The organism is Streptomyces sp. NPDC059582, assembly GCF_042735715.1.
Lineage (GTDB): Bacteria > Actinomycetota > Actinomycetes > Streptomycetales > Streptomycetaceae > Streptomyces.
Window position 1 is genome coordinate 1 of sequence record NZ_JBHWCC010000009.1, and the last position, 21,095, is coordinate 21,095.

At 70.6% G+C, this 21,095-nt stretch carries 18 protein-coding genes and 1 pseudogene; 11 read left to right on the top strand and 8 right to left on the bottom strand.

The genetic code is table 11. From position 1 onward, the window contains the following. The first annotated feature begins 122 nt into the window (after positions 1 to 122). From ACFV0T_RS10680 to ACFV0T_RS10690, 3 genes and pseudogenes are all read left to right on the top strand, one after another. A complete protein-coding gene (locus ACFV0T_RS10680) occupies positions 123 to 593 on the top strand; it encodes a helix-turn-helix domain-containing protein (protein ID WP_385777004.1) in 471 nt (156 codons plus the stop codon). Beyond that, positions 568 to 822 (top strand): annotated as a pseudogene (locus ACFV0T_RS10685) (IclR family transcriptional regulator C-terminal domain-containing protein); the annotation flags it as partial. The gene ACFV0T_RS10680 and the pseudogene ACFV0T_RS10685, both read left to right, overlap by 26 nt. Before the next feature lie 185 nt (positions 823 to 1,007). Continuing rightward, positions 1,008 to 1,610, top strand: coding sequence for an amidohydrolase family protein (locus ACFV0T_RS10690; protein WP_385777006.1), 603 nt, complete (start codon positions 1,008 to 1,010; stop codon positions 1,608 to 1,610). Positions 1,611 to 1,678: 68 nt separating this feature from the next. On the opposite strand, the gene ACFV0T_RS10695 is transcribed toward ACFV0T_RS10690, so the two are convergent. From ACFV0T_RS10695 to ACFV0T_RS10705, 3 genes are all read right to left on the bottom strand, one after another. Then, the gene (locus ACFV0T_RS10695; protein ID WP_385776686.1) at positions 1,679 to 2,668 is read right to left on the bottom strand and encodes an NAD(P)-dependent alcohol dehydrogenase; all 990 of its coding nucleotides are present in this window, start codon (positions 2,666 to 2,668) and stop codon (positions 1,679 to 1,681) included. Between the two features lie 325 nt (positions 2,669 to 2,993). Next, positions 2,994 to 3,695: a TetR/AcrR family transcriptional regulator gene (locus ACFV0T_RS10700; protein WP_385776688.1), complete on the bottom strand. Its 702-nt coding sequence runs from the start codon at positions 3,693 to 3,695 to the stop codon at positions 2,994 to 2,996. A 144-nt stretch (positions 3,696 to 3,839) separates the two neighbouring features. Then, a complete protein-coding gene (locus ACFV0T_RS10705; RefSeq protein ID WP_385776691.1) occupies positions 3,840 to 4,025 on the bottom strand; it encodes a hypothetical protein in 186 nt (61 codons plus the stop codon). A gap of 50 nt (positions 4,026 to 4,075) precedes the next feature. On the opposite strand from ACFV0T_RS10705, the gene ACFV0T_RS10710 reads away from it, so the two are divergent. Beyond that, positions 4,076 to 4,462 carry a hypothetical protein gene (locus ACFV0T_RS10710; RefSeq protein ID WP_385776693.1) on the top strand — a complete coding sequence of 129 codons (387 nt, stop codon included), beginning with the start codon at positions 4,076 to 4,078 and terminating at the stop codon, positions 4,460 to 4,462. A 470-nt stretch (positions 4,463 to 4,932) separates the two neighbouring features. On the opposite strand, the gene ACFV0T_RS10715 is transcribed toward ACFV0T_RS10710, so the two are convergent. Further along, positions 4,933 to 6,492, bottom strand: a complete 1,560-nt coding sequence (locus ACFV0T_RS10715) for a CehA/McbA family metallohydrolase (RefSeq protein WP_385776695.1) — start codon at positions 6,490 to 6,492, stop codon at positions 4,933 to 4,935. A gap of 747 nt (positions 6,493 to 7,239) precedes the next feature. Between ACFV0T_RS10715 and ACFV0T_RS10720 the strand changes: the two genes are divergently transcribed. From ACFV0T_RS10720 to ACFV0T_RS10730, 3 genes are read left to right on the top strand one after another with little or no spacing between them, the layout of a single operon-like run. After that, positions 7,240 to 7,935, top strand: coding sequence for a FadR/GntR family transcriptional regulator (locus tag ACFV0T_RS10720; RefSeq protein ID WP_385776697.1), 696 nt, complete (start codon positions 7,240 to 7,242; stop codon positions 7,933 to 7,935). 29 nt (positions 7,936 to 7,964) lie between these two features. After that, positions 7,965 to 9,317 (top strand): hypothetical protein, encoded by a 1,353-nt coding sequence (locus ACFV0T_RS10725; RefSeq protein WP_385776699.1) that lies wholly within the window; start codon positions 7,965 to 7,967, stop codon positions 9,315 to 9,317. After that, the gene (locus ACFV0T_RS10730; protein ID WP_385776703.1) at positions 9,314 to 11,164 is read left to right on the top strand and encodes a GMC family oxidoreductase N-terminal domain-containing protein; all 1,851 of its coding nucleotides are present in this window, start codon (positions 9,314 to 9,316) and stop codon (positions 11,162 to 11,164) included. Before ACFV0T_RS10725 ends, ACFV0T_RS10730 begins: the two co-directional genes overlap by 4 nt. 177 nt (positions 11,165 to 11,341) lie before the next feature. Here ACFV0T_RS10730 and ACFV0T_RS10735 read toward each other — a convergent pair whose 3' ends face one another. Beyond that, a complete protein-coding gene (locus ACFV0T_RS10735) occupies positions 11,342 to 12,340 on the bottom strand; it encodes an Ig-like domain-containing protein (protein ID WP_385776705.1) in 999 nt (332 codons plus the stop codon). Positions 12,341 to 12,763: 423 nt separating this feature from the next. Between ACFV0T_RS10735 and ACFV0T_RS10740 the strand changes: the two genes are divergently transcribed. Next, a complete protein-coding gene (locus tag ACFV0T_RS10740) occupies positions 12,764 to 13,039 on the top strand; it encodes a hypothetical protein (protein ID WP_385776707.1) in 276 nt (91 codons plus the stop codon). Positions 13,040 to 13,164: 125 nt separating this feature from the next. Here the strand turns inward: ACFV0T_RS10740 and ACFV0T_RS10745 are convergent, their stop codons facing one another. Next, positions 13,165 to 13,755: a flavodoxin family protein gene (locus tag ACFV0T_RS10745; RefSeq protein ID WP_385776709.1), complete on the bottom strand. Its 591-nt coding sequence runs from the start codon at positions 13,753 to 13,755 to the stop codon at positions 13,165 to 13,167. A 292-nt stretch (positions 13,756 to 14,047) separates the two neighbouring features. Here ACFV0T_RS10745 and ACFV0T_RS10750 point away from each other — a divergent pair, with 292 nt between their 5' ends. After that, positions 14,048 to 15,454, top strand: a complete 1,407-nt coding sequence (locus ACFV0T_RS10750; protein ID WP_385776710.1) for an FG-GAP-like repeat-containing protein — start codon at positions 14,048 to 14,050, stop codon at positions 15,452 to 15,454. Positions 15,455 to 15,540: 86 nt separating this feature from the next. Here ACFV0T_RS10750 and ACFV0T_RS10755 read toward each other — a convergent pair whose 3' ends face one another. Both ACFV0T_RS10755 and ACFV0T_RS10760 read right to left on the bottom strand, forming a co-directional pair. Then, positions 15,541 to 16,428, bottom strand: a complete 888-nt coding sequence (locus ACFV0T_RS10755) for an NAD-dependent protein deacetylase (protein ID WP_385776712.1) — start codon at positions 16,426 to 16,428, stop codon at positions 15,541 to 15,543. A 386-nt stretch (positions 16,429 to 16,814) separates the two neighbouring features. Beyond that, the gene (locus tag ACFV0T_RS10760; RefSeq protein WP_385776714.1) at positions 16,815 to 17,486 is read right to left on the bottom strand and encodes a hypothetical protein; all 672 of its coding nucleotides are present in this window, start codon (positions 17,484 to 17,486) and stop codon (positions 16,815 to 16,817) included. Between the two features lie 238 nt (positions 17,487 to 17,724). Between ACFV0T_RS10760 and ACFV0T_RS10765 the strand changes: the two genes are divergently transcribed. Continuing rightward, positions 17,725 to 18,936, top strand: coding sequence for a HupE/UreJ family protein (locus tag ACFV0T_RS10765; protein ID WP_385776717.1), 1,212 nt, complete (start codon positions 17,725 to 17,727; stop codon positions 18,934 to 18,936). A 127-nt stretch (positions 18,937 to 19,063) separates the two neighbouring features. Then, entirely contained in the window at positions 19,064 to 21,037 is a 1,974-nt protein-coding gene (locus tag ACFV0T_RS10770) for a fibronectin type III domain-containing protein (RefSeq protein ID WP_385776719.1), read from the top strand. The last annotated feature ends 58 nt before the right edge of the window (positions 21,038 to 21,095 follow it).

Genomic DNA, 21,095 nt, shown 5'->3' on the forward strand with positions numbered 1-21,095 from the left:
ACCCGAACCTGGCAGCTCCGGCCGCACGCCGGCGCTGCCGTACCGGCCGTCCCGCCAGGCCCGTTGGCCAGGTTGGGGGGATCAGCCCACTACGATACGGAGAGCATCCATCGGAGGAAGACATGGCCGGGCGAGGCAAGGGCGCGGACTTCGTCGAATCGCTGGCACGCGGACTGGACGTGCTCGCGTGTTTCGACGCGACGCGCCGTGAGCTGAGCCTCTCCGAGGTCGCGGCTGCCACCGGGCTCGCCCGGCCGACGGCACGCCGACTCCTGCTGACATTGCAGGAGCTGGGCTACGCCCGTACGACGGGGCAGGGCGGTTTCGCCCTGACACCACAGGTACTGAGGCTGGGAATCGCGTACGCCAGCCCCCTCGGCCTGTGGGACATGGCCCGTCCGCACATGGAGACACTCGTGGCACGCACGCACGCACGAGTCGTCCTCGATCACCCAGCTCGACGGTTCGGACATCGTGTACGTCGCGCGGGTGTCGGTCCCGAAGATCATCACTCTGCGGGTCGACATCGGGACCAAGTTCCCGGCCGTGCCGACGTCGCAGGGCAAGGTGCTCCTCGCGCAACTCGGCGATGAAGAGCTCGCCGTGACGCTCGACGCGCCGTCGCGTTCCGGGTTGGTGACGAAGCCGGTCGACGGCAGGGCACTGGCCGAGGAGCTGCGAGCGGTGCGCGCACGGGGTTGGGCGCTTGCGGACGAGGAGCTGGCGCCGGGCATCCGGTCGATCGCCGTGCCACTGAGGGACGGTGCGGGCGTCGTTCGTGCGGCGTTGAACGTCAGCACCCACGCCGCTGAGACGAGCATCGAGGTGCTCACGGAGAACTACCTGCCGCTGCTCATGAGCACGGCGAGCAAGATCTCCGCCGACTGGTCGACCTGGCAGTCGCGGCCTGCCGGGGAGGTTTCCCCCGCACGGCCACCGGAGGCCACGCGTCCGTCTCGGCCGAGAGCGAGGCGTCCTGCGGCCAGGGCTACCCCTCCAGCTGGGCGCTGCGCCGGCACGGGATACCGATCTCCCTCTCGGTCGACACCAGTGTGTGGTGGAGCGCCGACGCGTTCGCCGCGATGCGCGCGACCCTGTCCTCCGATCGCAGTCGCGGGCACCTCGAGGCGCACGCGAAGGGGGACACCGTCACCCATGTCGCGCTGCGAGCCGAGGACGTCGTCGAGTACGCCACGCGCGGCGGTGCCAGAGCGCTCGGGCTGGACGGCATCGTCGGCAGCGTCGAGCGGGGCAAGCGCGCGGACATCGTGCTGATCAAGAACGACGAAGCGCCCGCCATGTTCCCGATCGTCAACCCGTACGGTCATGTCGTGTTCCAGGCTCAACGCGGTGACGTGCACACCGTCCTGGTCAACGGTCGCGTCGTGAAGTACGACGGCCGTCTCGTCGGCACCGACCTGCCCAAGGCCCGTCGGGCGATCGAGATCACCGTGGAACACCTGCGCGGCACGCTGGGTGAGGAAGCGTGGATCGCCGGTATGCACCCGGACATCCCCGAGTCGAAGGTGCTCGACAACCCCTACACCTACACCGAGTACCGCAATGAGCCCGGCGAGCCCGCGCAGGAGAACGCGCGACCGGAAAACTGAGCCGTGGGCGGACGGCCGTACGCCGCAGCACGACAACGTCCGGTCGGCGACGGCGACGGCGGCGACGCTCACGGGACGGTGACTACGGCCTTGCCGCGGGCGTGACCCTCTTCCACATGACGTACGCCCTCGGCCGCGTCGGCCAGGGCGTAGGTCCGGTCCACCACCGGGTGAAGCTCGCCGGCTTCGACGAGCGCGGTGACGGCGAGCAGGTCCGCGTGGATCGGGCCGGCCGGAGTCGCCGGAAGGATCGGGCGCAGCCGCTGCCGGCTGAACGCGTCGACCGCGATCAGCCGCAGCAGGGATCCCATCACCCCGAGCACATGGCCGGGCGAACCGCCGCCGTTGGCCACCAGGGTGCCTGTCGGAGTGAGTGCCCGGCGCAGGCGGCTCAGCGGGTGATTGCCCACGTTGTCCAGGATCACGTCGTAGCGTATGCGCTCGTCGGTGAAGTCCGCTGCCGCGTAGTCGACGACGTGTGTGGCACCCAGCGAGCGCACCAGTTCGACGTTGCGCGCGCTGCACACCCCGGTGACCTCGGCATTGAGGCTCGCGGCGATCTGTACGGCGAACGTGCCCACGCCACCGGCGGCCCCGTTGACCAACACTCGCTGCCCGGACCGTACTTGGCCCACCGTCCGCATGCCCCGCAAGGCGGTCACCGCCCCCATCGGCACGGCCGCCGCCTGCTCGAAGGTCAGGTTCGCGGGCTTCGGCACCAGAAGTCGCGCGGTGGTGTGCGCGTACTCGGCGAAGGAGCCCGCGCAGAACCCCAGCACCTCGTCGCCGGGCCTGAGTCCGCGCACGTCGGCTCCCACTGCCTCGACGTACCCGGCTGCGTCGATCCCGGCGACACGGGACCTCGGACGGATCAGCCCTACGCCTCCCATCAGCCGTGCGATGTACGGGTCGCCGCGCATCATGTGCCAGTCGTAGGGATTGAGGGCGGCGGCGCGTACCCGCACCAGCACCTCGTCCGCGCGGACTTCGGGCCGGTCGACGTCCGCAAGCCGCAGGATGTCGGGCGGCCCGAACCGCTCCTGAACGATCGCCTTCATCGAGTCTCCCCCTTGGTTCGTGAGCGCATCCCGCGCACTGGCTTTTCGCTGGGCACGGCGTCGACCGGCCAGCGGCGAGCGGTGAGCTACAGGTGTACGGCGTACACCTCTCACTGGGCACCGTAGGTGTACGCCGTACACTCGTCAAGGGGGAGAAGGGCGGCATCCGCGGAGTGCCGCGTGAGCGTGGGCCGAAGAGCTCCGGCCGACGGGCAACGGCCCGGCGTCGAAGGCCAACGGGCAAAGGCTCACGGCCGACGAAGGGGTTTCAGCCGACGGGTTCGGTGAAGGCTCCCCGGCGTTCGCGCTCGGGTCTCACCGTGGGTCAGGCCGTATGGCGCAGGCGCTCGAGGCCGTCCAGCGTCAGGTCCAGGGCGAACTCGAACTCGAACTGGTCGTCACACCCCGAGCCGACGACGGACTCCTCGTCATGGGCGACCGCCATGGCCAGTTCGGTGATGTGGGGGTAGCGCGCGGCCATCTCCTCCGGCGGCAGCGCGTCCGGGTCCGGGTCGCGGTCAGGGGTGTCCTCGAACAGCTCCTGGGAGAAGCCCAGCAGGCGGCTGCCCATGACATGCATCGCGTGATGGACCAGGTCGATCGAGAATCCTCCCGTACGGAAGATTCCGATCATCGAGTCCAGATACGCCAGCAACGCCGGGGTCGGGGCGGCCCGTTCCTTCATCCGCGACTCGATGACGCCGGGCGCCCATGGGTGGCGCAGCAGCATGCGGCGGGCCGACAGCACCCGCCGACGGACGACGGTCTTCCAGTCGGCGTCGTCGGCCGGCGCGTCGATCTCGCCGACGAGGACGTCGATCATGCCGTCCAGCAGCTCGTTCTTGTGGGCCACGTGCTTGTACAGGGCCATGGGTACGACGCCGAGCGCTTGAGCGATCTTGCGCATGCTGAGCGCGTCCACGCCGCCTTCGTCGGCCAGGGTGACGGCGGCACTCAGGATCCGCGCTTTGCTCAGGGGTGCGCGGGGCCGCGTGGCGGCATCGGCCTGCGTGGGTATCGCCACCATCCCCTCTCCGCCGGGCAAGGCCCTCAGGCATCTGTACTTCCCCATGGCGGGGCGCGAGTCCGCCCACTCTACTCACGCGCGAGGTTCGCGCTGTGCAGCCCTTCCTTCCAGGTGTTCTTGAGAGCCGGCCCGACCCCGGGCGCCTCAGCCGCCGGCGGCGAGGCGGTCCAGCCAATCCTCGAGGAGATGCTGCTCCGCGACGCTGAGGGGCGTCTCTTCCGGCAGCGTGGCGCGCAGGGCACGGGCGGCGCCGGCCGGACCCGGGTCCCGCACGGCCGGCTCCTGGTTGGTGACCGCGGAGACCACGGACTCCCGAAGCGTGGTCGACAAGGCCGGGTCGCGCCGGTCCTCGGCCAGCGACAGCTGCGTCCGGCCGGATCGTGCTGCCGGCGGACGGTCCGGTCAGCTGGACCGCACACGCCGATCTCGACGACGAGGCCGCCGCGATCCTGGCCGACGAAGGCCGCTTCGATGGCGCCACCCCGCCGCTCACCGCGGCCCTGGCACTGACCTTCGACGACATCGCCGGCGTCGCCACGGAGGTCACGGGCCGCAGCATCACGAGGATCACCGCCTCCGCCGACGGGTTCCGGGAGCAGATGGCGGGCTTCGGCGTTCCCGCTGAGGCGGCTGAACAGTTGCTGGGCATCTTCGCTGCCGGCCGTGCCGGCGAGTTCGCCACCGTCGACCCGACTCTGGCCACCCTGCTCGGCCGCGAGCCCGTCTCCCTGAACACGGTGCTGCGGGAACAGCTGTCCCGCGGCTGATCCATGCGATGGCGAGACCGGCCCGGTAGGCGGTGGCGGTCTCCTCGGGTGGGTGGCCGGCCGCGCCAGTCCTCCGAACGTCGCTCGGGTGATGCTCGGACCGACGACCGCGACCGTGATCTGCCCGTCACCGCCCACCAGGAGCGGACGGACTGCGACGTCGACTCGGCAACAGCGAACGACGCATCGAGTTGCTGCGACGCAACCAGCAGGCGATCGCGACATATCTGCGCGCCTGGGAGGACGTAATGGTCCCGCGTCAGGCGCGAGCCTGCTCGCCCGGCCGGGTACGCCGTCGAGTTCGGGTGGGCCGTCGCGAGCACGGGCACGGACCTGGCGCGGGCGGTGCGCGCGTCCGCCGGGCAGCGGACCTCGGACCGAGGTCGTTCGCTCAGCAGGTCCGCACACCGCCCGCAGCCCCTACGTGCGCCGAGGCCCGTGCCCTTCGCCGGCCGGGTCGGACCGTCCGGTCAGTCCCGGACCTTCAGAACGATGGGGTTGGTCAGCGCCGCCATCGGGCCCCACTGCAGGTCCGGCGCCATGGTGTTGCCCTTGCCCGGCGTGCCGTCCGCCTTCGGATGCCGGACCTCGGCGCGCACGTACGCGGCGAGTGAGGCGGTCGTGCGCCAGACGACGGTGCCCGTGCCGGACGCGCCCAGCGACTCCTGGTGCATCTGGCCCTCGTCGGTGATGAACCGCACCGTGCCACCCGGTACGCCGGTCACGTCCAGGCGCACGTCCACGGGTGCGTCGGCGGCCACCTTCAGCGTCTCGGCGATGCCTGCCTGACGGCCGCCGCCGGTCGCGGTGAAGGCGACGGTGACGGCGGACGACTCGGCGACGTACGTGCGGCCCTCGCGGATGCCTTCCAGGATGGCGGGCCGGCTGAGGTCGTCCGCGTAGACGACGGTCTGCGGCAGTCCGATGACCTGCGGGACGCTGTGCGCGTCACTGTTGGCCATGGCCGGCAGCCAGCCCTTGCCGCTGCGCATCGCGGTACCGAGCATCGCGTCCCAGGTGTCGACGGCCGACTCGTCGTCGTAGGTCCAGGGGCCGTTCCACACCTCGACGGCGTCGGCGTCCTCGTAGCCGAACTTCCACTGACAGGCAACGTACGGGCAGTAGGGGTGCGCCGGGACGACCAGGCCGCCCTGGCGGCGCACCTGGCGGGCGAAGCGCGGGAACTGGTCGTCGCGCGACCGGTAGCGCCAGTCGATCCACGAGCCGGAGTCCAGGCCCAGCGCCAGCCAGTGGCCGTTGCGGGTGGTGATCTCCTCGCCGTTGATGATCAGCAGGTCGTCGCCCGCGTACTCGCCCCAGACGCCGTGGGCGGAGGAGGTGTTGTGGTCGGTGGAGACCATGAAGTCCAGGCCGGCCGCGCGCGCTCCGGCCGCGACCTCGGACGGCAGCCGCTTGCCGTCGGAGTGCACGGTGTGCAGGTGGCAGTCGCCACGGTACCAGGCCCGCCCGCGGCCCTTGGCGCGCTCGCTCGGGTAGTTCGGCTTGTACGGGGCGCCCGCCGGGCCGTACCGGAGGGTGACGGTCACCGTGTAGTTCATGCCCTGCGGGGCCACCTGGTAGGGGCCGAGCGCGACGTGCCAGGTGCCGTGGTTGACCGGGCCGGGCAGATATCCGGGCGTCGTCGCGTCGCTGTTGATCACGAACGACGTGCGCGCGCCGCCGGACCAGCCACGGAAGCCCCGGCCGCCCAGCGCTATGCCCCGCTCGTCGAAGACGCCGATGTCGCACGAGTTGCCCGGCGTGCCGCCCGGCACGGCCGGCTTGTCGTAGGTGTAGGAGACGGCGATCTGGTTGACGCCCCGGGGGACCTCCACCGGCAGGTAGACGAAGTCGGCGGCGCCCGTGTCCAGGTGGCCGGTGACGACACGCGTCACCTCGGTGCCGTCGGCGGGCACACCCGCGGTGCCGTCGCCGGCTTCGTCGGCCTCGGCGAAGCCGACCGGGGCGAGGGTCAGCGCGCCCGCCGCGCCGAGCGCCGCGCTCGCCATGAGCAGGTTGCGGCGCCCCATGCCGGCCGTTTCCTCGGCGGCCGGGAGCGAAGCGTGTTCACAGGATCCGGATTGACACATGGATGTTCCCTGCTGGGTGAGTGTGTGGTGTTCAGGACCCCGGAACACTCGTTCGCCCAGGTGAACGGCCCACTACGCCTCGGCGACGTCTTGCCGATTTCCACAGGTCACGACTGTTTCGACCGCGTGCCCGCGAACACGGGGCCTTCGCATGTGCGCGGTGGCGCCGGCGCAGTCGGCGGTGGTACCGCCGCGGCCCGGGAAGCCGAACGGAGCGTGGTGTCCCGGGCCCGAGAGGCGCATCGTGGACGTGGTCCCGTCCGGGTACCGGAGGGTGGCGTCGGCCCGCTGGTCCCCGTTCACCGCCGCGACGAGCGGATCGAGCGCGGAGTGGCGCCCCGGGGCCAGAGCGGTTCGGCGACCCCCGCAGGCTCACACGCAGAGCTGATGGGACGAAAGCACGCCGCCACGGCGTGCGTGCCCAAGTCCCGCCGCCCGTCGATTCCTTCCCGGCTCACAAGCTGCCTGTTGGAGCGTCAGGCCGGTTGTACAGACCGACAACGCTGTCGACGGACACCCGGCCCCCTCCTGGAACCGGTCCCGCGCGGTGAACTGCCGCGTAAGACTGGGCAGTACGACACGAGCGGCTTCTCGTGATCCGCGGTGGAAGCGGTGCACGGATCTTGACCGCGGCCCAGCCGCGGTGGTGCAGTGGATGAGCCACTGGTCCACTACGCAGGAGTCGCGATGGAGCCGCTCGCCCGCACCACGGTCGTCGACACGCTGGAACGACAGATTCAGCAGGAGATCCTTACCGGCAGCCACCAGATCGGCAGTCTGCTGCCCCCGGAACGCAACCTCGCGGAGCGCTACGGTGTCACCCGCGCCACCCTCAAGCACGCGTTGGGGCGTCTGGTGGGATCCGGCCTGCTGGAGACCCGGCACGGAGTGGGAACACGCGTGCGCGACTATCTACGGACCGGCGGCGCCGACCTGTTGCCGATGCTGGTGCGCTACGCGCCCGACTGGCTGCACGAGGTCTTCGAAGTGCGCCGGACCATGGGCGCCGTCATCGCCCAGCGCGCCGCCGGCCACATCACAGCCCGTCAGTCCGACGAACTGCAGGACCTGCTCGCCGCCGTTGGGGCAGCGGACCAGCCCGCAGCCGTACAGCTCGCCGATGCGGAAGTCCACCGCGCACTGGCCCGCGCCACCGGCAACCGGGTGTATCTCCTGCTCACGAACACTCTCTTCAACGCCTACCTCCCCGCACGGCAGCAGCTCGTGGGCCCGTTTCGAGAGGCCGAAACAGCGCATGCCCGGCTCGCCCCGCTCGTTCGCGCCGTGTGCGCCGGGGACACGGAAGCCGCCGCCCGCGCGGCCGATGCCTATCTCCAGGAGACCGAACGCATCATGCTCGGTGACCTCGGGCTCGCTCGGTGAACGGCCGCGGGACGCGCTTCACGGAAAGCATGTACGGCACCGTGGAACTGGCCGGCACCGAGGGAGCCCGCCCGATACGCGTCGACCTCGTGGTGAGCTCGGACGCTCTGGTCACGCCGCACCGCACCACGCACGCCAAGGCCGCGGGCCGGGTACGCATCCCAGACTGCGCCGACGACTCCGCGGCTACAGGCGAGATGGACATCTCCCCGCTGGCCAGGCGCAGGATCGACTACCGACTTCAGTTCCGCTCGCAGGACCGCACGCTCACACTGCGCGGATGGAAGTCCGTATCCGTCCGCCGTCCCTGGACCTCCATGACGGTTCTCCCCTTCACCCTGTACGACGGTGATGCCGTGGTCGGCCGCGGCACCTTGCGCTTTCCCCTCGCCCAGCTCGCGCCCTTCCTCAAGAGCTGGCGGTTTCCCTTCCCGCAGGGCGGAGAGCGGCACCTCGCACCACGCTGGGACGGCACACCCGGGCGGACCGAGGTCTGGTACACCACCCTCACAGATCCCGCCAGCGGCACAGGAGTCTGGCTCCACCACGAAATCACCGCACCCACCGACGGATCCCCTGCCTCTGCCCACGGCTGGATCGCGCTCTTCCCGCCGCAAGGCCCGGTGACGCACGCCAGGTTCGGACCTCACCCGTGGATACCTCAGGCCACGGGATTCACGGCTGACGGAATCGAGGCCACAGCAGGAACCCTGCGGGGCTCGGCAGGCGCCTTCCGGTGGGACCTCACGGAAACGCCCGAGAGCGGCCCCCTGTACACGTTCCCCCGCTGGGCCTGGCGCCGGCCCGTCCTGCCGGCGGCCCAGATGCTCCCGTCCGCACGCGCCCGGTACACCGGCACGATCCACCACGCCGGAGGCGAGCTCGTTCTCCGTGACGCGCAGGGCGCCGGCGCCCGAATCTACGGCCACGGCAACGCGCGACGCTGGGCCTGGCTCCACGCGGATCTGGGCGGCGGCGACGTCCTCGAAGTGGTGGCCGCCGTCTCCAAGCGTCCGCCACTGGACCGGCTGCCCCCACTGGTCTTCCTCCGGCTCCGCAGAAACGGCCGGGACTGGCCCCGCCGGGCGCTTCGCTCCGCGACGGGATACGCCGGGCTCGGACGATTCCGCGCAGACATCGGGCTGCCGCAGTGGCAGATCACCGGCAGGGCCGGACTCCGTCGCCTGCGCGTACGCGTGACACAGCCCGAAGACCGAACGCTGACGCTCCAGTACACCGACCCGGACGGCAGCCACGCTGTGTGCCGCAACAGCGAGCGCGCCCACGCGCACGTCGAACTCGAGCGCTGGTGGGGCCGATGGCGCACAGAAGCGACCTGGACACTGGACGCCACCGCGCACGCGGAGGTGGGCACACGATGAACCGCAGTCTCGAAGGCTTGGTCGGTGCCCTGCTCGCAGCAGCCCCGGAAGCGGGGAGTGCCGACCGGGCGGCTGGAGTACCGCAGCGGCTCGACCGTCTCCTGGACGCGATGCCGCGGCCGGCCCGCACGGGTTTCCGCGGTGCTGCGGGCCTTTTGGACGCGTACGCGGTGGTGCGCACCGGGCGCCGGCTCGACCGTCTCACAGCAGACGAACGCGAGGCTCTCGTGACCACGCTGCCCGATCGGCTGCTCGACTTGGTGAAGATGCCGGTCATCCTCGCCGCGGGAACGGAGCAGATGCTCCGGCGCCGGACTCCCGGCACACCCGTACGCCGTCCTCCCGACGACCCGCCGCTGGACTGCGTGCCGTCCGCGTCGTGGCCCGACCGGCACACGGCGGACGTCGTCATCATCGGCTCTGGAGCGGGCGGCGCCGTGGCCGCCCGGACCTTCGCGCGTGCGGGGCTGCGTGTGATCGTCATCGAGGAAGGCCGGCACCACACCACCGCCGACTTCCGCGCCGCGCCACCTCTCGACCGCTTCACCGAGCTCTACCGGGACGGCGGGGCCACGATCATGATGGGGGATCCGCCGATCCTGCTGCCCACAGGCCGTGCTGTCGGCGGTACCACCGTCATCAACTCCGGCACGTGCTACCGGACCCCCCACCGTGTCCTGACCCGCTGGCACACCACTTACGGGATAGACCTCGCCGAGCCATCGCTGTTCGCCGCCGACCTCGACGACATCGAGCGCACGCTTCGGGTGGCCCCCGCACCACTGGACATCCTTGGCCACAACGGCACACTCACGCTCGAGGGCGCTCGCCGACTCGGTTGGAAGGCTGCTCCGTTGCGGCGCAACGCCCCAGGATGCCAAGGGTCCTGCGCCTGCGTGGTCGGCTGTCCGACAGGAGCGAAACAGAGTGTGCAACTGTCCGTCCTCCCCGACGCGTGTGCCGCGGGCGCCCGGATCATCACGTCGGCCCACGCTGAGGCGATCATGGTCGACCGCGATCTGCGGAGCCGGCCACGCGCGGCAGGAGTGGTGGCGAGGCGGCCGGACGGCACCCGGTTCGAGATTCTCAGCCCGCTGGTCGCCGTGGCGGCGGGAGCGTTGATGACACCGCTGCTGCTGCGCCGTTCACACCTGGCCGGACACCGAATGATCGGCCGTAACCTGGCAGTTCATCCGGCGGTCAGTGTCGGCGGCCGTTTTGACGGACAGATCACCGGCGGGCCCGCCGTGCTGCAGAGCGCTGCGGTGGAAGAGCTGCACGACGACGGCATTCTGATCGAGGCGACTGCGCCGCCGCCCGGGATGAGTTCTTTCCTGCTTCCGGGAGCAGGCCGCAGGCTCCGTGCGGAGATGGAAGGACAGGACAGCCTGGCGACGGTCGGCGCGATGATCGCCGACCGGCCGGGGGGCAGAGTATGGGGCCGTCGCAGGCCCACGCTGACGTACCGGCTCGCTCAGGAAGACGCCCACCGGCTCATCCGCGCGATCGAGGCCGTGGGCCGCCTCTTGCTGGCCGCAGGCGCGCGGGAGGTGTTGACGGGCGTGCCCGCGACACCCGGCGTACGAACCGCGGCGGAACTGAGCAGCGTCCGGCGGAGCGTCTCCGCCCGACAACTGCACTTGTCCGCCTTCCATCCGACAGGCACCGTCGCCATGGGAGCCGACCCGGACCAGGCTCCCGCGGACAGCAGTGGATGGCTGCGGGGCGTCGACGGTGTCCTGGTGACGGACGCCTCCGCCCTGCCGAGCTGCCCGGAGGTGAATCCGCAGGTGACCGTCATGGCTACCGCGCAGGCGGTGAGCCGCACCGCACTGAACCGCCTCTGAGCCCCCGGACGGATCGGGGCCGTCGGGGGAGTGGCCGAACCTGCGTGTGGGCGCCTGCTCCTGGGCAGCGGCACGGCGCGGGACACCCGCATCACCTGTGCCGCCTCCGGGGAGGGGACAGGCACGGCGCGGGATTCCCGCATCACCTGTGCCGCCTCCGGGGAGGGGACCACAGCGTCACAGCGACGCGGTGGTTCCCTCCCCGGACGCGCTGCCCGCGAGCCACTGGTCCCATCCCAGGTTGAAGGCGGCGTAGCCGTTGTCGGCCGAGGCCTTGGCGCGGGGCGAGCCGGTGATGGTGACGGGGTCGCCCTGCTTGACCTGGCCGTAGAACCACTTGGCGTCCGAGATGGACAGGTGGACGCAGCCGTGTGACCCGCGGGCGCTGCCGCTGCCCGGATTCGGGTCTCCGGTCGAGTAGTGCACGTACGTGCCCGACTGGGTGAGGTGGACGTCCCAGGGCAGGGTCAGGTCGTAGAAGTTCGGGCTGCCCTTGTCGCAGCTGATACCGACACTGCAGGAGGTCATGTGGACCTTCTCCTGCTTGTCGATGACCGCCATGGTGCCGTTCCACGTCGGATACTCGGCGCTGCCCGCGTTGATCGACAAGGTGCGCACCGCCGCGCCGTTGCGGGTCACCTTCATGGTGTGGCCGGTCACCGAGACATCCGCACGCACATCGTCACCGATCTTGAAGGTGTGCGTGTAGCCGTGCACGCCGTAGCGTCCGTTGCCGTTGCTGACGCCCTTCATGTCGGCGTCGATCTTCACCGTCGTACCGGAGGGCCAGTACGTCTTCGGACGCCAGTCGGCGCGCTTGTCGCCGAACCAGTGCCAGGCGCCGGCCACCGGCTGTGAGGCGCTCACCTTCATGTGCTTCTCGACCGTGGCGCGCGCCTCGGCCGCCACCGGGTTCGTGAAGATCACCGAGATCGGCATGGCCACACCGACCGTGGTTCCCGTCTGTGGCGTGATCGTCTCCAGCAGCATCGGCGGACCCGCGGGCTTCGTCGGTGACGGCGAGGCACTCGCGCGCGGCTTACCCGACGCCCTCGCGTCGTCCCCGCCCGCCTTGTCACTGCCGCCCCCGCCGCAGGCACTCACGCTCGCCAGCATCACACACGTGACGAGCGCGATCCCTATGCCGCTCTTGCGCCGTCCCACGACCTGCCCCACTCTCTCGCTCCACGGCCCTGACGGACCCGACTCACTGTCAGACGGTGACAACGCGGGCCGCAGTTGCGCGCGTCGCGTAAAACGTGTCTCAAGACCCGGTTCCCACCGCCGGATCGGGGACGTAGAAGGATCAGCGTCACCGGCTGCCGCATTGCGGTCCAGTACCCCGTCCGGTCCACCCTGACCGTCGTCGAGGCCAAATACCCGTCGCGCCGCGCCCACGGCCGAGGGCGCCGACCACGCCATAGCGGGCCCCGGCTGCTGCTCGCCCGGCCGGAGAAGGATCTCCTGCCTCCGGGCGAGGACGCCCGAGCGCTCGCCATCCTGCGGGACAAGCCGTCTCCTGCGCTCCGGTCACTGTCCCATCGGCCTGACCACGGCGGCCAAGGCCCGTTGTCGGTGGTGGCTGGCAGGCTGAAGTATGTGAACGGTGATGAGCAGCTACTGCGCGGCCGTGTCTATGGCCACGACCACGACGATCCCGACCCGGGCCCACGCCCTGGGCGCACCTACGTCGAACTGGCCGGCGGCCCGCTGGACGGCCTGTTCCTGGACGTGACCGACTGGACGCCCGACGAACTCGCCGCCGGCGCTGCTCTGTCCACCGAACTCGGTCGGTTCGGCGCGGGCGGCCGTGCACTGTATGACCCGTGTCCCGGCGACACAGGCCGTTTCGACTGGTCCGGCGACAGTCCCTGACCACTCCGGAGCGCCCAGCCCGCGCGGTGGCCGCGCATCGAGTTGCGCGGCCACCGCGCATGGCCGCGACCCGTCGTGGTGGGCCTTGGGACCTTGATACGACAGGCCGGCGGAGGGCGGTTGGGTCAGACGGCTACGGCTGCGCGTCCGGCGGCATAGATGCGGGCCTGGTCGGCGACTCGCCGGCCGAGGTGCTGGGCGGTGGCGACATCGGCCTTGTGGACTTCCTCGGGGCCGTGGTCGGTGTCGGTCTGGGCGCCCGCGCCGAGGTAGAAGCCGAGGCGGTTGAGGTCGTTCTCGGAGCCGGTGGAGCTGTTCCACCCGGGCTTCAGACCGAGGTTGACCCAGGTCATGCCGTGCTGGGCCGCGAGGACGGCGAAGTACTGGAGTGTGTGGAGCTTGTCACCGCTCTTGGCGCCGGAGTTGCTGAACCCGGCGGCGAGCTTGTCCTTCCAGGAGTGGACGAACCAGCGCTTGGAGGTGGCCTCGGCGAACTGGTGGAAGGCGCCGGAGGCCGTGCCCATGTAGGTCGGCGAACCGAAGACGATCGCGTCGGAGGCGTCGAGCTGCCCCCACTGCTCGTCGGTGATCTCGTCGACCTTGACCAGGTGGACGACGGCGCCGGCCTCGGAGGCGCCCGCCCGCACGGCTTCGGCGAGGACGGCGGTATGGCCGTAACCGGAGTGGTAGGCGATCGAGACGACAGGCGTGATCATGATTGTTCTCCTTGGCGTGGCCCGGGTGAGTGTCTGCTGCTCCTGGGAGCCGCGAGGCCGACGATCATCTGAGGGAACAGAGTGACGCGACCCGCACTCGGTAAGACCGGACAGCATCCCCGGTTGTGACACGAGCAGCGGGATCGGCAATGTTCCGCTGAGACATGGCCCCACCGAGGGTGAACCAGAGATGACGCGAAGGCGTACAACCATTGAAGTCCTGTGCGGGTCTTGTTGGTCGCCGGGCGCGTGAGGCGCACGGTCATCGACTCGCCTGTCCAGGGGGCTTGCTGTGTCATCCCGGAGACTGCACCTGTCCGTCGCCACCGCGGCGGCCGTCGTCGCCGTGACCGCGGCGGCGGCCCCTGCCGCGTCCCGCGCCGAAGCCGCTCCCGCGGGTGTCCTCGCCGCTGACGTCGGCGGATCGGCGCGGGCCGACTTCGACGGTGACGGATACGCCGACGTGGCCATCGCCGCTCCCGGCGGCAGGGTGAACGGCCGGTCCGGCGCCGGGTACTTCGCGGTCGTCTACGGCATGGCGGACGGCCCCGACGGGGTCAAGCGCCAGGTGATCAGCCAGGACCGATACGGGATACCAGGCACGGCGGAGGCGGGTGACCGCTTCGGCAGCAGCCTGACGGCGGCCGACCTGGATGACGATGGTTTCACCGACCTCGTCGTCGGGGCCCCGGGTGAGGACGTCGGCAGTGCCCGTGACGTCGGGCGGTACACCGTCCTGTGGGGAGGCGTGGGCGGCCTCGTCACCGCCACCACTCTCGGTCAGGGCAGGTCGTCGCTCCGGTCCGGTGACTTCGACGGGGACGGCCACCTGGACCTGGCGACGGCCGACCGGATGCGGTACGGGCCGTTCAGCCGCATCGGTGAAGCGGCCCGTACCGGGCCTCTCGTGGACCCGGCCGTCCAGGTCTTCGCGATGGAAGCGGGCGATGTGGACGGCGACGGCATCACCGACCTGGTCGTCAGCGCCGGTTCGAAGAACGCGGACAGCGCGGGGGTGCTCCCGCCGCCCCGTCTGCAGCTGCTGCGCGGCACCAGGCGTGGTCTTGTCGCAGGGCCCTTCATCGCCCACCCGGACACCGCGTCCGCGGACAGTATCGCCATGGGCGACGTCAACGGCGACGGCCGACAGGACGTCGTCTTCGGCCGCAGTACGGCGGCGGGCGGCGGTCTCGTGGGTGTGGTGCGCGGCACGGCGAACGGGTTGGCGGCGCGGGCGACGCTGATCGGCCAGAACACTCCGGGCGTCCCGGGGACAGGGGAGAGCGGCGACGGATTCGGTACGGCGGTCTCCGTCGGGGACGTCACCGGCGACGGCTGCGCCGACGTCGTCGCAGGGGTTCCCGGCGAGGATCACGCCGGGAAGACCGACGCGGGCACCTTCGTGGTCCTCAAGGGGAGCGGGGCGGGTCTCACCGGCGCGGGGTCCCAGGTCGTCAGCCAGAACACGGCCGGAGTGCCCGGTACCGCTGAGACGGGTGACCGGTTCGGCAGCCGCACCGCCCTGGTCGGCGGGCATGTCGCCGTCTCGGCGCCGCGGGAGAACAGCGGATCGGGCGCCATCTGGGTCTTCCCCGTCAGCGCTTCAGGCGTCTCCACGACCGGTTCGGTGAGCTTCGGACCGGGCACGCTCGCCGCGCCCGTGCCGGGCGCACTCTTCGGTTCCGACTTCCCTCACTGACGACGAGCGCGGCTTGCCGGTAGTGGACCGGTGCCGTGAACGATGCCGACGCCCCACCGCCGTCACCATGTCGCCCGGACCGCCTGTCAGTCCTGGACCGGGATGCCCAGTCGGTCGGCCACAGTGGTGAGTGCTGGTCCCAGCGGGAGCGCGACCCGGGTGAGGGCATGTGGGTCGCCCCGGGTCGGGTCCCGGTTGACGATCAGCACCGGCTTTCCGGACTGGGCCGCCTGGCGGACGAACCGTAGCCCGGACATCACCGTCAGCGAGGAGCCCAGAACCAGCAGTGAAGTCGCCTCGCGGACCAGCGTGCGGCAGTGCTCCACCCGCTGCGGCGGAACGGCTTCGCCGAAGAACACCACGTCCGGTTTGAGGATGCCGCCGCACACCGTGCAGGGCAGCACGCGGAAGTCTCCGACCTGCTCGTCGACCAGATCGGCGTCACCGTCCGGATTGATCCCGGCGGCTACCGGCTCGAAGCCCGGATTGGCCTCCTCCAACCGCCGGGCGAGTTCGCGGCGCGGGCTGAAGGTGCCGCACGAAAGGCAGACCACCCGGTCCAGGCTTCCATGGAGTTCCACGACACTCTCGCTGCCGGCGGCCTGGTGCAGGCTGTCGACGTTCTGGGTGATCACTCCCGAGAGCAGGCCGTACCGCGCGAACGCGGCGACGGCACGGTGTCCCGCATTGGGGCGTGCGCGGCCGAAGGTGCGCCAGCCGAGGTGGCTGCGCGCCCAGTACCGGCGCCGGGCCTGCGCACTGGCGGTGAAGTCCTGGTAGGTCATCGGGGTGTGCCGGCTCAGGCTCCCGCCCTCGCCCCGGTAGTCGGGGATGCCCGACTCCGTCGAGATGCCCGCCCCGCTGAGCACCAGCACGCCGCCGGTGCGCAGCGCCTCGGCGACCGGCTCCGGATTCGTGGTGCCCGGCGGCAGGTCCTCGGTCGGGGTCCAGCTCAGAGTGGGACGCATGCGCATGCCGCCAGGGTACGGAACGGGCCGCGCGGTCGTACTCACCGATCACCAAGGTTCGGGTGCAACGATCAAGGTTCTTGGCGGGGAGCCTCGATCCTGGGGCGTGGGGCGTGGGGCGTGGGGCGTGGGGCGTGGGGCGTGGGGCGTGGGGCGTGGGGCGTGGGGCGTGGGGCGTGGGGCGTGGGGCGTGGGGCCTGGGGCGTGGGGCGTGGGGCCTGGGCCGCCCCCGCCCACACTGCGCAGGTGTCGGGGCCCGGACACCGCGCCTCGCGGGGATCCCTCCCCCCACCGCACCAGGCTCCCCGGCCATCTCGATCACCGACTCGACAAGGCCGTCGACGCACTGTCGGGCCACCGTCCGCCGTATGTCGCCGGCACCCGCGCAGTCCCTAGAAGTCCTCCAGCCACAGCACGATCCCGGTGTGCCGCGCCAACACCGCTGCCGTGCCCGCCCGGACGGCGGCCGCACAGCGCGCGGCGGTGAAGGAGGAGGCGTCATACGTGGAGGACATGCCCAGTCCTTCGCCGCGGAACGACGCCCCCGACCAGTCGACCGCCGTCACGTTCTGGGTGGGTTCGGCGAGTTCCGCGCCCACCACCAGGAACTGCTGGGCGAGATGGTTGGGGGTGACCGCCGCCAAGGGGTCGATGAGGTCGTTGCCCGCGCTGACGACGAGGTCAGGGTGCATGTCCATCGCTCTGGTGATGGCGGGGACGAGGTCGCCGGCGTCGGTCGCGGTCACGGTCCGCAGGTCGACGTCCTCGTCCTGCGCCCATTCCTGTACAGCCGTCACCAGGGTCTTGGTGGGTCGGTCATGGCCCGCCGTGAGCAGGACGACGCGGATGCCGTCCGAGGGGTGGACCCGGGACCAGGAACCGGGGCTCGGAGTGACGGTCGACTCCGGTGCGGGTGAGGTGTCCGGGCCGAGGAAGCCCGCGCTCAGTTCGCCGACGGCGGAGGGGCGGGGGTGCGGTCCCTCCGACCAGTCGTCACCCGAAGCGCATCCGGTCAGGAGCACGGCGGCCACCGCCAGGGCGGCGGTGAAGAGCGGGCGGTGCAAGACGATCGTCCTCCGGGCGTGAGGCCGCCGCGGGGCGCGACGGGGCGCCGGTCCGCGGCCCGACGGTGTGCACGACGGAGCCGGTACGGAGCGGCTGTTTCCTCATCCTGCGCCGCCGTTCCACACGATCTCCATCGGCCGACCATCCATCGAACATTTGTTTTCTCATGATTCGCCGATGGGGCAACTCCGGTTCACCCACGACCAGCACGGTGCACGGGCAACCTCAAGGAGCCCCATGTCACAGCGTGTCCGCCGCCCTCTGCTCGCTCTCGCCGCGGCGGTCTTCTTCCTTCTGAGCCTTGTTCGGCCCGCCGCCGCTCATGGCTTCACTTCGACTGTCTACGCGCATGTCACAGCAGACGACGATGGCCCTCTGCGGACCGAGTTGAAGCTGGAGTACGACCTCCTCGTCGTCTCGGCGGCGGACGCCGTCTCCGACGATCCCCTCTTCCGTGCCGGAACCGACGCGTTCGAGTCCGGGGACACCGCTGCCGAGGCCGCGGCGCTCAACACCCACCGTGCTGCGGCCGTCGGCTACATCACCCGGCGTCTCACGGTCACCGCGGCCGGAAGCGCCTGCGAGGCGTCTCCGGCCGGCGCGTTCCGGATGGGTCGGGAGGAGGGTGTGCCCTACGCGTTGCTGACTCTCGACTGGACGTGTGCCGAACACGGCTCCGGCGACCATGAGCTCCACAGCCGGCTCTTCCCCGACTCCGAGGGCTACGTCAAGGGCGTCAAGACGATCGTGACCTATGCCGTCGGCGGCCACACCGGCAGCGCCGCCCTCGACGCCGGGCACCCGTCCTTCTCGATCGGCCAGCCCTGGACGCAGCGCTTCTGGGAGTTCTTCCGCCTCGGCGCCGAGCACCTGTTGACCGGTACCGACCACATCCTGTTCCTGCTCGCCCTCATCGCCGGATCTCGGCGGCCGCGTGAAGTCGTCCTGGCGGCCACCAGTTTCACGCTGGCCCACTCGGTGACGTTCCTGCTGGCCGCGCTGGGCCTCGTCGACGTTCCCGGGCGCCTGGTGGAACCCGTCATCGCTCTGTCCATCGCCGTGGTCGCCGGCTGGCACCTGTGGCGTATCCGCGGGCGCGGCACCCATGTCACGGACCTGGAACCATCGGCCGGTAACCGCTTCGCCCTGGACCGCGCCGGCTGGACCAGGCTGGGTGTCGTGTTCTGCTTCGGCCTGGTGCACGGCCTGGGCTTCGCGGGCGCGCTCGGCATCGAGGCCGCCTGGTCGTGGACTCTGCTGTGGTCGCTCCTGGTGTTCAACATCGGCATCGAAGCCGTACAGCTCGCTGTCATCGCGGCGGTGTTCCCGCTGCTGTTGCTGCTCAGGCGCCACTCGCCACGTGCCGCGCTGTGGGTCACCGGTGTGCTGTCGGGGGGAGTGGCCGCCATGGGTCTTGTCTGGTTCGTGCAGCGCGCGTTCGGACTGTAGTGGCGCTTGGCCGACAGCGATATTCAGGCCGCACCAAGATCGCATTCAAGCGCCGTTCATCTGATGTCGAAAGCTTGGCGATCTCCACTGAATGTGCACTGCATGCACACAGAAGAATCGAAACCTCATGAGACCGAACCACTCCCAGCAGGTCCGCGGTCCTGTGCGGCACCGCGTGGCGACCGGAGCCTCCGCTGCCTTCCTCGGCCTGACCGTGGCCTTCGCGGGCGGACTGGCCTCGCCCGCTGCCGCGGCCGACTCCACCCTCTCCGGCATCGTCCTGGGTGTCGGCGCCAACGAGACCCAGCGAACGGTCAGTTGGTACTCCTCCACCGACACCGCGCAGCGGGTCCAGCTCGCGCCCACCGCGCGGCTCGTCGCGGGCGAGTTCCCCGCGGACGCGGTGACCTTCGACGCGATGGGCGCAGCCAACATCGCCACCAGTGGCGGCTACAACCGCCACGCCACCATCACCGGCCTCAAGGAGAACACCACTTACTCCTACCGCGTCGGTACCGAGGGCAACTGGTCCACCGCGTACTCCTTCAAGACGCAGGACTTCGAGGGCGACTACGACTTCCTGTTCCTGGGCGACCCGCAGATCGGCTCCTCCGGGGACCTCGCGCAGGACCAGGCGGGCTGGCAGGACACCCTGGGCGTGGCCACGCAGGCCAACCCGAACGCCGAACTCCTCGTCTCCGGCGGCGACCAGGTCGAGACCGCCAACACCGAGTCCCAGTGGAACTCCTTCCTGGCGCCCGACCAACTGCGCCAGTACCCGTGGGCGGCCACCATCGGCAACCACGACGTCGGCGGCAAGGCCTACGAGCAGCACTTCTCGACGCCGAACACGGACCGCTCGGGCTCGCTGTACGCCAACGGCAACCCGGCCTCCAACACTTCCGGCGGCGACTACTGGTACATCTACAAGGATGTGCTGTTCATCGACCTCAACAGCAACAGCTACGCCACCTCCCAGGGCGGCGGGGGCGACGCGGCGCACACCAAGTACGTCACGGACGTCATCAATCAGCACGGCTCCGAGGCCAAGTGGAAGGTACTCGTCTACCACCACTCGATCTACTCGCCGGCCGCCCACGCCAAGGACGGCGACAACAAGACGCGCCGGGTCGACTTCCCCACGACCTTCTCCAAGCTGGGCGTCGACCTGGTCCTCCAGGGCCATGACCACAGCTACTCCCGCAGCTACCTCATCAAGAACGGTGAGAAGGCCGACCCGAAGGAGCAGCCGGGCGCGGCCGACGTCTACCCCGGCCCCGGTGGCGTCCTCTACGTCACGGCCAACTCCGCCTCGGGCTCGAAGTACTACGACATCACGGCGCCCGACTCCAGCGGTACCAGTGGTGCCGGCAACGGCGCCGACCCGCTGAACCCGAAGAGCTACTGGTACAACTCGGTGCAGAACCAGGAGCACGTCCGCACCTACGTCAAGGTCCAGGTGCGCAAGGACAAGCTCGTCGTGGAGAACCTCCGCAGCGGCACCTGCGACACCCCCAACTCCGCGGTCTCGCACGGCGACTGGTGCAACAACACCGCCGCAGGTCAGCCCGTCGGTTCGGTCGTCGACAAGGTGAGCGTCCACCCGTACAACGGTGACGGCCAGTCCCTCCAGGTCAACGTGCCGAACCCGGCTCCGGGCGAGTTCGGCTGGACCATCGACGGCTACAACGGCCTGGTCGACCTCGGCACCGCCAGGGAGATGACCGGCGACCACTTCACCGCCGCCGGCAAGATCAACCCCATCCTGGTGTCGGACACCCGCCGCTCGCTCTCCCCGTGGTCGGTCTCGGCCAACGTGAGCGAGTTCAAGGACGCCGACAAGATGTTCGCCGGTTCCTACCTCGGCTGGACGCCCTACGTCCTCGACGAGGGCGCCGGGGCCAAGGCCGGTTCGTCGGTGGCCTCCGGCTACGACGACAACGGTCAGGGTCTGGCGGTCTCCAGGGGTCTCGGCTCCGCCGACCAGGGCCACCCGCGGGGAACGGCCAAGCTGGGCGCCGACCTGGACCTCAAGATCCCGGACTCCGTCCAGAAGGGCGGCTACCGCGCGACCCTCACGATCACCGCGCTGAGCAGCTGACCGATCCCGCTCCACCGGCGGGGCGGCTCCGGCCTGTCGGACTCCGCCCCGCCACCGT

What these genes read in the sequence shown, in the direction of transcription:
- ACFV0T_RS10730 (WP_385776703.1), top strand. Translation starts at nt 9,314, where the DNA reads ATGAACCGCAGTCTCGAAGGCTTGGTCGGTGCCCTGCTCGCAGCAGCC.
- ACFV0T_RS10725 (WP_385776699.1), top strand. Translation starts at nt 7,965, where the DNA reads ATGTACGGCACCGTGGAACTGGCCGGCACCGAGGGAGCCCGCCCGATA.
- ACFV0T_RS10755 (WP_385776712.1), bottom strand. Translation starts at nt 16,428, where the DNA reads ATGCGCATGCGTCCCACTCTGAGCTGGACCCCGACCGAGGACCTGCCG.
- ACFV0T_RS10765 (WP_385776717.1), top strand. Translation starts at nt 17,725, where the DNA reads ATGTCACAGCGTGTCCGCCGCCCTCTGCTCGCTCTCGCCGCGGCGGTC.
- ACFV0T_RS10695 (WP_385776686.1), bottom strand. Translation starts at nt 2,668, where the DNA reads ATGAAGGCGATCGTTCAGGAGCGGTTCGGGCCGCCCGACATCCTGCGG.
- ACFV0T_RS10700 (WP_385776688.1), bottom strand. Translation starts at nt 3,695, where the DNA reads ATGGTGGCGATACCCACGCAGGCCGATGCCGCCACGCGGCCCCGCGCA.
- ACFV0T_RS10745 (WP_385776709.1), bottom strand. Translation starts at nt 13,755, where the DNA reads ATGATCACGCCTGTCGTCTCGATCGCCTACCACTCCGGTTACGGCCAT.
- ACFV0T_RS10720 (WP_385776697.1), top strand. Translation starts at nt 7,240, where the DNA reads ATGGAGCCGCTCGCCCGCACCACGGTCGTCGACACGCTGGAACGACAG.
- ACFV0T_RS10680 (WP_385777004.1), top strand. Translation starts at nt 123, where the DNA reads ATGGCCGGGCGAGGCAAGGGCGCGGACTTCGTCGAATCGCTGGCACGC.
- ACFV0T_RS10770 (WP_385776719.1), top strand. Translation starts at nt 19,064, where the DNA reads ATGAGACCGAACCACTCCCAGCAGGTCCGCGGTCCTGTGCGGCACCGC.
- ACFV0T_RS10715 (WP_385776695.1), bottom strand. Translation starts at nt 6,492, where the DNA reads ATGGGGCGCCGCAACCTGCTCATGGCGAGCGCGGCGCTCGGCGCGGCG.